Origin of the sequence: Microbacterium sp. (genome assembly GCF_011620715.1) — a bacterium.
In the GTDB taxonomy this organism is placed as follows: domain Bacteria; phylum Actinomycetota; class Actinomycetes; order Actinomycetales; family Microbacteriaceae; genus Microbacterium.
Genome location: NZ_WOYP01000077.1, coordinates 12,248 through 25,533, shown reverse-complemented (window position 1 = coordinate 25,533; position 13,286 = coordinate 12,248). Strand labels below are relative to the sequence as shown.

Here is a 13,286-nt window from a genome sequence, read left to right as displayed (position 1 = left end):
ACGCGCGCTACAGCCCGACCGCCATGTCGGCGAAGCGAGAGAAGTGGCCTTGGAAAGCGACCGTCACGGTGTCGGTCGGACCGTTGCGGTGCTTGGCGACGATCAAGTCGGCCTCGCCCGCGCGGGGGTTCTCCTTCTCGTACGCGGCCTCGCGGTGCAGCAGGATCACCATGTCGGCGTCCTGCTCGAGCGAGCCCGACTCACGCAGATCCGAGAGCGCCGGCTTCTTGTCGGCGCGCTGCTCGGGACCACGGTTCAGCTGCGACAGGGCGATGACCGGAACCTGAAGCTCCTTGGCGAGCAGCTTGAGCGCGCGCGAGAACTCGCTGACCTCCTGCTGACGCGACTCGACGCGCTTGCCGCTGGTCATGAGCTGGAGGTAGTCGATGACGACCATCTTCAGACCCTCGCGCTGCTTGAGCCGACGGCACTTCGCGCGGATCTCCACGAGGGTCATGTTCGGGCTGTCATCGATGTAGAGCGGCGCGTCGTTGATGCGACCGCGCACGGACGCGATCGTCGTCCAGTCCCGCGAGTCGAGCGTGCCCTTGCGCATCGCCTGCAGCGGCACCGAGGCCTCGGCGCTCATCAGACGCATCGCGATCTCGCTGCGCCCCATTTCGAGCGAGAAGAAGATCGTGGGCTGATTGTGCTTGATCGCCGACGAACGCGCAAAGTCGAGCGCGAGCGTCGACTTGCCCAGTGCGGGTCGCGCGGCGATGATGATGAGCTGACCCGGGTGCAGACCGTTGGTGAGCTGGTCGAGCTGCAGAAAGCCGGTGGGCACACCGGTCATCTGCCCCTCGCGGCCGCGGGCCGCTTCGATTTCTTCGACCGCCGCGTCGACCGCGACCGTCAGCGGCACGTAGTCATCGGCGCTCTCGTGACCGGCCACTGCATAGATCTCGGCCTGCGCATTGTTGACCAGGTCGAGCGCTTCGCCCTGACCCGAATAACCCAGCTGCACGATGCGGGTGCCCGCCTCGACGAGCCGCCTCAGCAGCGCGCGCTCGGCGACGATGGACGCGTAGTAGCCGGCGTTCGCCGCGGTCGGCACGATCGAGGTGAGCGTGTGCAGGTAGTCCGCGCCGCCGGCGCGCTGCAGCTCGCCGGTCTTGATCAGCTCATCCGTGACCGCCACCACGTCGGTCGGCTCGCCGTGCGAGTAGAGCGTCAGCACGGCGTCGAAGATCAGCTCGTGCTTGGGGACGTAGAAGTCGGCGCCGCGGAGGGTCTCGATCACATCGGCGACGGCATCCTTCGACAGCAGCATGCCGCCGAGCGCGCTCTGCTCGGCGAGAAGATCATGCGGCGGCGTGCGCTCGTGCTCTCGACGCTGCCCGCCCAGGCGCTCTTCCGAGATGTCGGCGATCGACATATGCACCTTCCTCCACGTCGTCCGGCCACCGCACAGCAGATCTCACGGGACACTGCGCGTTCATGCGCGCTCCAAAGGGACGAAACCGGATGCGGCGGCATCCCTCTCGTCGTGGTGTGAGCACATCACCAAGCTCCGACATCCGCCGGCGCCGACGTGTCGTGCGCTAGTCCCCCCGTGGGCCGAACCCCACGCTAGAGAGGGGTTTCACGACATGCAACAGCGGTTGTGGATAACTCTGTGGAGAGACTGCGCGAAACGCCGCGAACCCTGTGCACAACACCTGTGGAGAAGTGTCGAGAGCAGTCGGATCTGAAGAAAATACTTCTGCTTGGCCTGCGGTTTTCTGAAAGCACCGTGGTGAGTTGAGATGTGATTGAAGTCCCGCTTGAAGGTTCCGTCTGATACCGACCGCCTGTGTACAGATTTCACAGGAAGCGCTCGGCCGCACACCGACATGGGTGGACACATCGGCAGGGGTGGGCTAACGTCGATGATCCCGCGGTCGGTCAGCGGCGAACCGAAATGATGGATGCCGCAGACCGGAACCCTCGCGAGAGGGCCGGGCTGCGGCATCCATCATGCCTTGATCTCGATGCGGCGCTGACGCGCCTACTCGATCACCGGAGATTCACATCGCGCACTGCGAGCTCAGCTCGAGCCTTGGACTTACTTCGCGGCGACCACCACGAGGGTGATCACGGCGATGATGTCCTCACGCAGGCGGATCGTCGCCTCGTGCTCGCCCACCGACTTGATCGGCGACGTGATGTGGATCTTGCGCTTGTCGAGATCGCCCAGGCCTGCGGCCTTCACGGCGTCGGCGACATCGCCGGTCTTGACCGACCCGAACAGGCGCCCTTCGGCACCCGCCTTGACGCTCAGCTTGACCTTGTTCGACTCGAGGGCGTCCTTGAGTGCGACGGCCTCTTCGTGGTCGTGGATCGCGCGGGCGTCACGGCCGGCGCGAATCGACGCGACCTGCTTCTCGCCACCGCGGCTCCACGCCACCGCAAAGCCCTGGGGGATGAGGTAGTTGCGGGCGTACCCGTTCTTGACCTCGACCACGTCACCGGCACTACCGAGCCCGGCGACCTCGTTCGTGAGAATCAGCTTCGACATATCGAGTCCCTACCTGCCGGCGCCGGCGTAGGGCAGAAGTGCCATCTCGCGCGCGTTCTTGATGGCGCGGGCGATGAGGCGCTGCTCCTGCACGGAGACACCGGTGATACGACGGGCGCGGATCTTCCCGCGCTCCGAGATGAACTTGCGGAGCGTCGCGACGTCCTTGTAGTCGATCACGCCGACGCGGGTCGGCTTCGCGGGAGCGGCGTTCTTCGCGCCCTTCCGCGGCTTGCGGCGGTCGCCGCTTGACTTTCCAGCCATTGCTTTTCCTTTACTTGAAGAAGATCGGATGCCTCGTCCTGAGGCTTCCGGGAATCGTCTGGGTCTCGATACGCGCTGGCGCGCCTACTCGACCACCGGTGCTCTAGAACGGAGTGTCGTCGCCGTAGGCGCCGGGGGCGGCCCACGAGTCTCCACCGGAGGTGCCGCCGGCCGCGGGAGCGGTGCGGCTGCCCGGAGTCGACCAAGGCTCGTCCGCGACCTGGCCACGGGACTGCCCGCCTCCGGCCGCGCGTGTCACCTGTGCGGTGGCGTAGCGGAGCGAGGGACCGATCTCGTCGATCTCGAGCTCGATGGAAGTGCGCTTCTCGCCTTCCTTCGTCTCATAGGAACGCTGCTTGAGGCGACCGGTCGCGATGACGCGGGAGCCCTTCGTGAGCGATCCGGCCACGTGCTCGGCGAATTCACGCCACACGCTCGCGCGGAGGAACAGCGCTTCGCCGTCCTTCCACTCGTTGGTGGCGCGGTCGAGCGTGCGCGGCGTCGAGGCGATGGTGAAGTTCGCGACGGGGAGTCCGTTCTGCGTGTAGCGCAGCTCGGGATCGGCCGTGAGATTTCCCACGACGGTGATGATCGTCTCGCCGGCCATCGTCGTTACGCGTCCTGCTTGATCTTCGCCGGGCGGGCGGCCTTGCGGGCGGCCTTCTCCTCGGCGCGCACGCGCTCGGACTCGATCAGGGCGATCGCTTCCTCGGCACGGAGCACCTTGGTGCGCATGACCTGCTCGCTGAGCTTGAGCTGACGGTCGAGCTCCTGCGTCGCGGCGCTGCTCGCAGTGAAGGCGACGACGGCGTAGACACCCTCGTTCTTCTTCTGGATCTCGTACGCGAGACGGCGCTTGCCCCAGATGTCGACGTTGTCGATCGAGCCGCCGTCGGTCGTGATGACCTTCAGGAACTTGTCGAGGATCGCGGGGACCTGTCGCTCATCGATCTCGGGGTTCAGAATGACCATGAGTTCGTACTGGTGCGTCACTGACCCACCTCCTTCGGACTAGAACGGCTGCCGGGCATTTCCCGACAGCAGGAGGGTGTGTGCACGTCGTCCGGCTTCGCACACAGGGGTGCGCAAGCGGACAACCCTCCGATACTACCCGATGCCGCGCGCGAGCCCGAATCGCAGTGGTTCAGTCACCAGGCACCGTTCGTCATCGGAAGGCCCCGATGCCGGTGAGGTGCTCGCCGAGGATCAGAGTATGCACCTCGTCGGTGCCCCCGTAGGTGCGCACCGACTCGAGGTTCGCGGCGTGACGGGTCGGAGAGTGCTCGAGCAGCACGCCGTTGCCGCCGAGGATCGTGCGGGCTTCCCGGGCGATCGCGAGGGACTCGCGCACGTTGCTGAGCTTTCCGAGCGAGATCTGCGCGGGCGTGATCTCGCCGGCATCCTTCAGGCGTCCGAGGTGCAGGGCCAGCAGCGCGCCTTTCTGCAGCTCGACCACCATGTTCACGAGCTTCTGCTGGGTGAGCTGGAACCCGGCGAGCGGCCGGTCGAACTGCTCGCGGGTCAGCGCGTAGCGCAGGGCCACCTCGTAGCTGTCCCGCGCCGCGCCGAGCACACCCCACGCGATTCCGTACCGAGCTTCGTTCAGCGCCGAGAACGGGCCGCGCAGCCCGCGCGCACCGGGAAGCAAAGCGGATGCCGGCAGCCTCACGTCGTCGAAGTGCAGCTCGGTCTCGATCGAGGCGCGCATCGACAGCTTCGGTTCGAGCGCGGTGATGTGCAACCCCGGAGCATCGGTCGGCACGATGAACCCGCGCACGCCGTCATCGGTCTGCGCCCAGACGACGGTCAGCTGCGCGACGGAAGCGAGCCCGATCCAGCGTTTGGACCCGGTCAGCACCCAATCGTCGGTGTCCTTGCCGGCACCGTCGCGCCGGGCGAAGGTCTTCATGCTCGACGGGTCGCTGCCCGCGCCGGGCTCGGTGAGCCCGAAGCTGCCGATCACCTCGCCGGCGGCCATGCGCGGGAGCCACTCCTTCTTCTGCTCCTCACTGCCCCAGCGGTGGATCGAGCCCATCGCGAGCGAACCGTGCACTGACACGAACGTGCGCAGACTCGAGTCGCCGGCTTCGAGCTCGAGAGAAGCGAGACCGTACTCCACGGCGCTGCGGCCGGGGCATCCATAGCCGTCGAGGTTCATGCCGAGCACGCCGAGTTCGCCGAAGGCGCGGGCGAGCTCGACGGGAAAGTGCCCGCGAGCGAACCAGTCCGCGATGTGCGGGCGGATCTCCGCCTCGACGAAGGCACGCACACGGTCGCGCGCCGCACGCTCCTGGTCGCTCAGCAGCGCGTCGATTCCCAGAACGTCGGATGCCGCGCGCAGGGCCACGATGTCTTCAGGGTCTCGCGCGCTCATTCCGATTCCTTCGTCACTTCTGTCAATCGTCACTTCCGTCATTGGTCACTTCGGTCATTGGTCACTTCGGTCGATCATTCCGTCACTACGATCTTGCCTCCTGGGACGCGTCTTGCCGACCATGACCGGCTCGCCCGCGGACGGCACGACCTCCCCGTGCCCGCGCGAGGCCCCTGGCGCGCGGTGATGCTGTTGGGCGGTTTCGTGCCGGTCTGGATCAGGCTTCGCGGGTCGCGTTCCACACGGCCCGGCGAGCGGCCTGCTCGACGGGGTCGGGCACCGGCAGCGAGGCGATGAGTCTCTTCGTGTAGGGGTCCTGCGGATTCCCCAGCACGTCCGCGGTGGTTCCCGTCTCGGCGACCTCGCCGTCATGCAGCACGACGATGGTGTGCGCGAGCAGGTCGACGACCGCGAGGTCGTGGGTGATGAAGAGGGTCGCGAAGCCGAAGCGCTCCTGCAGCTCGCGGAACAGTTCCAGAACGCGCGCCTGCACCGACACGTCCAGGGCGCTGGTCGGCTCGTCGGCGATCAGCAGCTTGGGGTCCAGCGCGAGAGCGCGCGCCAGCGAGGCGCGTTGACGCTGACCGCCGGACAGCTCGTGGGGGAATCTGTCGCCGAACGCCTTGGGCAGCTGCACGGCTTCGAGCAGCTCGTCGACCTTCGACCGAGCGGCAGCCGCATCCCTCACGTCGGTGTGCACGATGAGCGGCTCTGCGACGTTCTGTGCGATCGTCAGCAGCGGGTTGAAGCTGGTCGCCGGGTCTTGGAAGACGAAGCCCAGCTCCTTGCGCTTCCGCTTGAAGACACGCTCCTTCACGCCGAGCATCTCGATGCCGAGCACGCGCAGCGACCCGCCGGCGACGGGGGTGAGGCCTGCGATGGCGCGACCGATCGTCGTCTTGCCCGAGCCGCTCTCACCGACCAGGCCCAGCACCTCGCCCGGCTTGATGGTGAAGCTGACCCGATCGACGGCGCGGAAGGCAGCCCGCCGGAACCGCCCCGCGTACTCGATCACCAGGTCCTGCGCGACGACGATCGGCTCCGCGGCGGCCGCGACGGCGGTCAGCTGCCGGTCGGCGATCTCGAGCCGCGGCACGGCCGCGAGCAGCTTCTTGGTGTACTCGTGCGTGGGGGCGGCGAACAGATCGGTCGCCGTGGCGGTCTCCACGATCTCGCCGTCGAGCATGACGGCCACGCGATCGGCCAGATCGGCGACGACGCCCATGTTGTGCGTGATCAGGACGATCGCCGTGCCGTCCTCGTCGCGCAGGCGCCGCAGCAGCTCGAGGATCTCGGCCTGCACGGTGACGTCCAGAGCCGTGGTCGGTTCGTCGGCGATGATCACCGTCGGGTCGAGCGCGAGAGCCGTCGCGATCACGATGCGCTGCTTCTGCCCGCCCGAGAACTGGTGGGGGTAGTCGTCGACGCGGCGCTCGGGATCGCTGATGCCGACGCGGCGCAGCATCTCGATCGCGTGGGCGCGCGCCTCGTTCTTCGTGTACTTTCCGTGGGCGCGAAGACCCTCCGTGAGCTGCCAGCCCACAGTGAAGACGGGGTTCAGAGCCGTGGAGGGCTCCTGGAAGATCATGGCGGCCTTGGTGCCGCGGATCTCTCGCAGCTCCTTCTTGCCGAGGCCGACCACATCGGTGCCGTCGAGCACGACCGCACCGCCCATGCGCGCCGTCTCGGGAAGCAGACCGAGGATCGTCCGGGCGGTGACGGTCTTGCCACTGCCGGATTCGCCCACGATCGCAAGCACCTCGCCGCGGCGGACATCCAGCGTGACGCCGCGGACGGCGTGCACGTCGCCCCCGTCGGTGGCGAACGACACATCGAGATCGCGGATGTCGACCGCGAGCGAATCGGATGCCGAGGCTGCAGCGGCCATCACTGCACTTCTCCCATGAACTCACGTGTGATCGGCTGGCTCGCCGCGACGGCATCCGCCGGCGTCTGCGTGCCCGCGCGGCGGCGCGCCCGCAGGCGCGGATCGGCGAGGTCGTTCAATCCCTCACCGATCAGGGTGAGCCCGAGGATCGCGAGCACGATCGCGATCCCGGGCGGGATCGCCGTCCACCAGATGCCGGCCGACACATCGCCGATCGACTTGTTGAGGTCATAGCCCCACTCGGCTGCGGCGGTCGGCTCGATGCCGAAGCCGAGAAAGCCGAGCGCCGCAAGGATCGCGATGGCCTCCGAGGCGTTGAGCGTCACGATCAGCGGCAGCGACCGGGTGGCGTTGCGCAGTACGTGCACGAACATGATGCGCGACGTCGACGCGCCGATGACCTTCGCGGACTCGACGAAGGCCTCGGCCTTGATCCGCACGACCTCGGAGCGCACGACACGGAAGTACTGGGGGATGAAGACGACCGTGATCGAAACGGCCGCTGCCATGATGCCGGGCCACAGGCCGGACTGTCCGCCGCTGATCGCGATCGCCGCGACGATCGCGAGCAGGAGAGTGGGGAAGGCGTAGATCGCGTCGGCGATCACCACCAGCACGCGATCCAGCCACCCGCCCAGGTACCCCGAGACCAGGCCGAGGAACACGCCGAGGAACACCGAGAGGGCGAGTGCGACGACGATCGCGAGCAGCGCGGTCTGCGCACCCCAGATCGTGCGTGACAGCACGTCATAGCCGCCGACCGTCGTGCCGAGCAGGTGCTCGGGGCTGGGCGGCTGCTGCGCGCCGAAAAGGCCGTCGGGGCCGCGCAGCTGGGCGTAGCCGTAGGGCGCGAGCCAAGCCGCGAAGACGGCGAGCAGCACGAAGATCGCGGCCAGCACCAGGCCGGCCACGAGCATGCCGCGCTGGAGGCCGACGCTCTGGCGCAGCTGATGCACGACCGGGAGTCGGTCGAGGAGGCGGACCCTGCCTGCCTGGGATCGCGCCATGTCAGTACCTCACTCTCGGGTCGAGGAAGGCGGCTATGACATCGACGACGAAATTGGTGAGGGCGACGAGGATCGCGATCAGGGCGACGATGCCCTGCACGGCGACGAAGTCGCGTGCCGCGAGGTACTTCGTGAGCTGGAACCCGAGGCCCTGCCACTCGAACGTGGTCTCGGTCAGCACGGCACCGCCGAGCAGCAGCGCGATCTGCAGACCTATGACGGTGATGATGGGGATGAGTGCCGGCTTGTACGCGTGCTTTCGGACGAGTCGGTACTCGCTGATGCCCCGCGACCGAGCCGCGTCGACGTAGGGCATGTTGAACGTTCCGATCACGTTCGTGCGCACCAGTCTCAGGAAGATTCCCGCTGTCGCGAGACCGAGCACCATCGCGGGCAGCACAGCGTGGGAGAGCACGTCCTGCACGTACGCGGGATTTCCCGTGGCGATCGCGTCGATCAGATAGAAGCCGGTGCTGCCTTGGCGATTGAGCGCGATCTCGGTGCGCACGTCGGCTCGCCCGCTCACCGGGAACCAGCCGAGCCACACGGAGAAGACGAGCTTCGCGAGCAGCCCGGCGAAGAACACCGGGGTCGCGTAGAAGAGGATCGCGCTCACGCGAAGACCGGCATCCGCCGCGTGATCGCGCTTGGCCGCGGCGACCATGCCCAGCGGGATGCCGACGATGAATGCGATCAGCAGTGCATAGACGACGAGCTCGAGCGTCGCGGTGCCGTAGGTGATCAGCACCTCGGTGACGAGCCGGTTGTCGGTGATCGTGGTGCCGAAGTTTCCGGTGAAGATCTGACCCAGGTATTCGAAGTACTGCACGATGACCGGGCGATCGTACCCGGCCTCGTGGATGCGGTCCTGCAGCTGATCGGCGGGCAGACGGCCGCCGAGCGCAGCGGTGATCGGGTCGCCGGTGAGGCGGATCAGGAAGAAGACGAGAGTGACCAGGATCAGGACGGTCGGGATGATCAGCAACGCCCGCACCAGCAGATACCGGCCGAGCGTTCCGCCCGATCTCGGTCTGCGCTGCGCCAGGAAAGCCGGCGGTTCTTCGACCGCTGCGACGTCGCTCGTCGTCATGGATGAAGCCTAACGGTGGGGGTCAGGATGCCCGACGCGAGACATCGATGGGGCGGCCCGGCACATGCGGGCCGCCCCATCGATCGTGTCGTTGCTACTTGGTGAGCGGGGCGAAGCGGAACTTGAACGACGCGTCGAGAATGACCCCGTCGACGTCGGTCCCGGCAACGGCCACCTGAGCGCCCTGCAGGAGCGGAACCGTGGAGAGCAGTTCGCCCACGCGCGCCTGGATCTCCTCGATCTGCTGCGTACGCACCGCCGGGTCGGTCTCGACGGCCTGCTGGAGGATGAGATCCTCGGTCTGCTGGTCGCTGAAGTGGTTGCCCAGGAAGTTGTTCGTCAGGAAGAACGGCGTCAGGTAGTTGTCGGCGTCCGAGTAGTCCGGGAACCAGCCGAGCTGGTAGGCCGGGTACACATCCGCTGTGCGGTCCTTCGAGTACTGGACCCACTCGGTCGACTTGAGGTCGACCTCGAACAGACCGTCCTGCTCGAGCTGGGACTTGATCATGGCGTACTCGTCGCCCGACGAGGGGCCGTAGTGGTCGTCAGCGGTGTACTGCAGGCTGAGCTTCACCGGAGTCGTGACGCCCGCGGCCTCGAGGGTCGCCTTCGCCTTCGCGGCATCCGGACCGCCCTCACCGTCGCCGTAAAGGTCCTTGAGCACCTGGGTTGCTCCGTTGAATCCGTCCGGAACGAACGAGTACAGCGGCGTGTAGGTGCCCTTGTAGACCTGCTCGGCGATCGCGTTGCGGTCGACGAGATCGGCGACGGCCTGGCGGACGGCGAGCGCCTTCGCCGCGTCAGCCTCGGGCGTGGTGGCGCCGTAGGGCTGCGTGTCGAAGTTGAACACGATGTAGCGGATCTCCCCGCCCGGGCCGTCGATCACCTGAACGGCATCGTTGGTCGCCAGGTCTGCGACATCCGTCGAGGACAGGCTGCGGTAGGCCACATCGATGTCGCCCTCCTGCACGGCGAGCTTGAGATTCGAAGACTCGGCGAAGTAGCTCAGGATGACGCCGCTGTTGACGGGTGCGTCGAGGAGGCCCTGATAGTTCTCGTTGGGCGTGAACTCAACGGTCTTGTTGAAGTCGTACGAGGTGATCTTGTACGGGCCGCCGAAGGCGTCCGCGTCGACGATGTCCTGGTCGGGGGTGATCGCGTCGGCCGAGAACACCTCGTCGTCCACGATCGCGCCGGGGAAGCTCGTCAAGATGAAGGGGAAGACCTGGTCGTTCTCCGCCTTGAGGTGGAAGACGACCGTGGTGTCGTCGGGCGCCTCGACGCTGTCCAGGTTGTACAGCAGGCTCGACGCGCCGTTCGGGTCGGCGATGGCGAGGTTGCGGTCGAACGAGAACTTGACGTCGGCCGACGTGAGGTCATTGCCGTTGGACCACTTCAGGCCGGCAGGAAGGGTGACCGTGTACTCGGTCGGCGAGGTGAACTCCGCCGTCTCGGCCAGGTCGGGGACGACCTCGGTCTCGTTGTAGTTCGTGTTGACCAGGTACGGGAACACCTGCGTCTGAACGGCGAGCGAGCCGTTGTCGTACGACCCCGCGGGGTCGAGGGTCGTGACCTTGTCGGTGGTGCCGACGATGAGCGGCTCACCCGATGCGGCGTCGCCGCTGGCGGTGCCTCCGCCACCACCGGCGCAGCCGGCGAGAAGGAGTGCCGAGGCGCCGAAGGCGCCGAGGGCAAGGCCGAGACGGCCACGCCCGCTGTGGTGCAGTGTCATAGTGCTACCTCTGCTGTGAAGGAGTCGGCCGCGCCGGGTGTGCGTGGCCCTCTCGCTATCTAAGACGCAGAGGTGCCGATCGGCAATCGGGTGAACGTTTCGTAACGAGACTGAGACTCTCGCGAAACGGCACCGGATGCCGCGATCTACAGCGTGGGCCCCAGGCCGAAGTACTCCAGCTCGGCTTCGTCCAGCATCCGGGACCGGATGAGGAACCGCATCCCGGTGGGTCCTTCGACGCTGAAGCCCGCACCGCGGCCGGGCACGACGTCGATGGTCAGGTGCGTGTACTTCCAGTACTCGAACTGCGACTCCGACATGTAGATCTCGACGGGATCGTCCAGTCCGACATCGATCGATCCGAGGAGCACGTCGCTTGGGCCGGTGATGAACATCCCGACGGGATAGCACATCGGGGCGCTTCCGTCGCAGCATCCACCCGACTGGTGGAACATGAGCGGCCCGTGCCGCTTCGTGAGGTCACGGACGAGGGATGCCGCGGCATCCGTCACCGCGACCCGCTGGTATGTGCTCGTGCTGACCATGGCAGGTCCTTCCGGAGATCGGTCGTCGTGCGAGCCGCGAGGCGGCGAGACGAAACGCCTGGGGACGCGTTTCGTCTCGCCGCGCTCAACGACCGGGGTTTCGGTGAGTGGTTAGAAGAAGCCCATGGCCCCTTCGGCATATGACACCAGCAGGTTCTTGGTCTGCTGGTAGTGGTCGAGCATCTTGAGGTGGTTCTCGCGACCGATGCCGGACTGCTTGTAACCGCCGAACGCCGCGTGCGCGGGGTACTGGTGGTACGTGTTCGTCCACACGCGACCGGCCTGGATCGCGCGGCCCGCACGGTAGGCGGTGTCGCCCGAACGGGTCCACACACCGGCGCCAAGGCCGTAGAGCGTGTCGTTGGCGATGCCGATCGCGTTGTCGAAGTCGTCGAACGACGTGACCGACAGCACCGGGCCGAAGATCTCCTCCTGGAAGATGCGCATGTCGTTGGTGCCCTCGAACACGGTGGGCTGAACGTAGAAGCCCTCGCTCAGGTCGCCGCCGAGGTCGACGCGCTCGCCGCCGGTGAGCAGCTTCGCGCCGCCCGCCTTTCCGATGTCGATGTAGCTGAGGATCTTCTCGAGCTGGTCGTTCGAGGCCTGCGCGCCGATCATCGTGGCCGGGTCGAGCGGGTTGCCCTGGATCACCTTCGCGACACGGGCGAGGCCGTCGCCGAGGAACCGGTCGTAGATCGAGCGCTGGATGAGGGCGCGTGACGGGCACGTGCAGACCTCGCCCTGGTTGAGGGCGAAGAGCGTGAACCCTTCGAGCGCCTTGTCGTAGTACGCGTCATCCGTGGAGCGTGCGACATCCTCGAAGAAGAGGTTCGGGCTCTTGCCTCCGAGCTCGAGTGTCACCGGGATCAGGTTCTGCGACGCGTACTGCATGATCAGGCGGCCCGTGGTGGTCTCACCCGTGAACGCGATCTTGCGGATGCGCTTGTGCTGAGCAAGCGGCGCACCCGCCTCGATGCCGAATCCGTTGACGATGTTGACCACGCCGGCCGGCAGCAGGTCGCCGATGATCTCGAACAGGAACAGGATCGAAGCCGGGGTCTGCTCGGCGGGCTTGAGCACGACGCAGTTGCCGGCGGCCAGGGCCGGGGCGAGCTTCCACGTGGCCATCAGGATGGGGAAGTTCCAGGGGATGATCTGCCCGACGACACCGAGCGGCTCGTTGAAGTGGTACGCGACCGTGTCTTCGTCGATCTGGCTGAGCGAGCCCTCCTGGGCCCGCAGCACTCCGGCGAAGTAGCGGAAGTGGTCGACCACGAGCGGGATGTCAGCGGCCAGAGTCTCGCGGACGGGCTTGCCGTTGTCCCACGTCTCGGCGACGGCGATCTTCTCGAGGTTCTCCTCGATGCGGTCGGCGATCTTGTTGAGGATGATCGAGCGCTCAGCCGGGGTCGTGCGCTTCCACGACTCGAACGCCTTCCAGGCGACATCCACCGCCCGGTCGATGTCTTCGACTGTGCCGCGGCCGACCTCGGTGAACACCTTGCCGTTGACCGGCGAGATGTTCTCGAAGTACTCGCCCTTGAGCGGCTCGACGAACTCGCCGCCGATGTAGTGGCCGTAGCGCGGGCGGTACTCGGCCACGGCACCACGGGTGCCGGGGTTCGCGTAGACGCTGGACACGCCTTCTTCGACGATGGTCATTTCTGTCTCCTCTGTCTTCTTCGACGGATCAGGTGCGCGACGGCGGGGTCGCGGCGTTGCGTCGACGGTAGTTCGAGGGACGTTGCATCACGTTGCATGGCCCCGCGCGAGAAGGTGCATTCGACCGCGAGCAGGTGCACTTGGCGCCGAGAAGGTGCGCACCATCTCGACGCGCGAAGCACCTTCTCGACGCGCGAAGCACCTTCTCGACGCGCGAAGCACCT

General features: G+C 66.7%; 12 protein-coding genes. All 12 read right to left on the bottom strand.

From position 1 onward, the window contains the following. Positions 1-7 precede the first annotated feature (7 nt). A complete protein-coding gene (gene dnaB, locus QZV84_RS07700; protein WP_292827803.1) occupies positions 8-1,378 on the bottom strand; it encodes a replicative DNA helicase in 1,371 nt (456 codons plus the stop codon). A gap of 669 nt (positions 1,379-2,047) precedes the next feature. After that, complete coding sequence (gene rplI / locus QZV84_RS07695; RefSeq protein ID WP_292827800.1) at positions 2,048-2,500, bottom strand: 50S ribosomal protein L9; 453 nt, start codon at positions 2,498-2,500, stop codon at positions 2,048-2,050. Positions 2,501-2,509: 9 nt separating this feature from the next. Next, on the bottom strand, positions 2,510-2,764 hold the full coding sequence (rpsR, locus tag QZV84_RS07690) for a 30S ribosomal protein S18 (protein WP_091701232.1): 255 nt from the start codon (positions 2,762-2,764) through the stop codon (positions 2,510-2,512). Between the two features lie 103 nt (positions 2,765-2,867). Continuing rightward, positions 2,868-3,371, bottom strand: a complete 504-nt coding sequence (locus QZV84_RS07685; RefSeq protein ID WP_292827795.1) for a single-stranded DNA-binding protein — start codon at positions 3,369-3,371, stop codon at positions 2,868-2,870. Between the two features lie 5 nt (positions 3,372-3,376). Further along, positions 3,377-3,757 carry a 30S ribosomal protein S6 gene (gene rpsF, locus QZV84_RS07680; protein WP_292827792.1) on the bottom strand — a complete coding sequence of 127 codons (381 nt, stop codon included), beginning with the start codon at positions 3,755-3,757 and terminating at the stop codon, positions 3,377-3,379. A gap of 172 nt (positions 3,758-3,929) precedes the next feature. Further along, positions 3,930-5,138, bottom strand: coding sequence for an acyl-CoA dehydrogenase family protein (locus QZV84_RS07675; RefSeq protein WP_292827790.1), 1,209 nt, complete (start codon positions 5,136-5,138; stop codon positions 3,930-3,932). Between the two features lie 217 nt (positions 5,139-5,355). After that, positions 5,356-7,026 carry an ABC transporter ATP-binding protein gene (locus QZV84_RS07670; RefSeq protein WP_292827787.1) on the bottom strand — a complete coding sequence of 557 codons (1,671 nt, stop codon included), beginning with the start codon at positions 7,024-7,026 and terminating at the stop codon, positions 5,356-5,358. After that, positions 7,026-8,033 (bottom strand): ABC transporter permease, encoded by a 1,008-nt coding sequence (locus tag QZV84_RS07665; RefSeq protein WP_292827784.1) that lies wholly within the window; start codon positions 8,031-8,033, stop codon positions 7,026-7,028. The genes QZV84_RS07670 and QZV84_RS07665 overlap by 1 nt, the downstream gene beginning before the upstream one ends. Position 8,034: 1 nt before the next feature. Continuing rightward, positions 8,035-9,123 (bottom strand): ABC transporter permease, encoded by a 1,089-nt coding sequence (locus QZV84_RS07660; RefSeq protein ID WP_292827781.1) that lies wholly within the window; start codon positions 9,121-9,123, stop codon positions 8,035-8,037. A gap of 94 nt (positions 9,124-9,217) precedes the next feature. Next, a complete protein-coding gene (locus tag QZV84_RS07655; RefSeq protein ID WP_292827778.1) occupies positions 9,218-10,855 on the bottom strand; it encodes an ABC transporter substrate-binding protein in 1,638 nt (545 codons plus the stop codon). Between the two features lie 146 nt (positions 10,856-11,001). After that, complete coding sequence (locus QZV84_RS07650; protein WP_292827774.1) at positions 11,002-11,400, bottom strand: DUF779 domain-containing protein; 399 nt, start codon at positions 11,398-11,400, stop codon at positions 11,002-11,004. Between the two features lie 111 nt (positions 11,401-11,511). Continuing rightward, the gene (locus QZV84_RS07645; RefSeq protein ID WP_292827771.1) at positions 11,512-13,062 is read right to left on the bottom strand and encodes an aldehyde dehydrogenase family protein; all 1,551 of its coding nucleotides are present in this window, start codon (positions 13,060-13,062) and stop codon (positions 11,512-11,514) included. Positions 13,063-13,286: the final 224 nt, after the last annotated feature.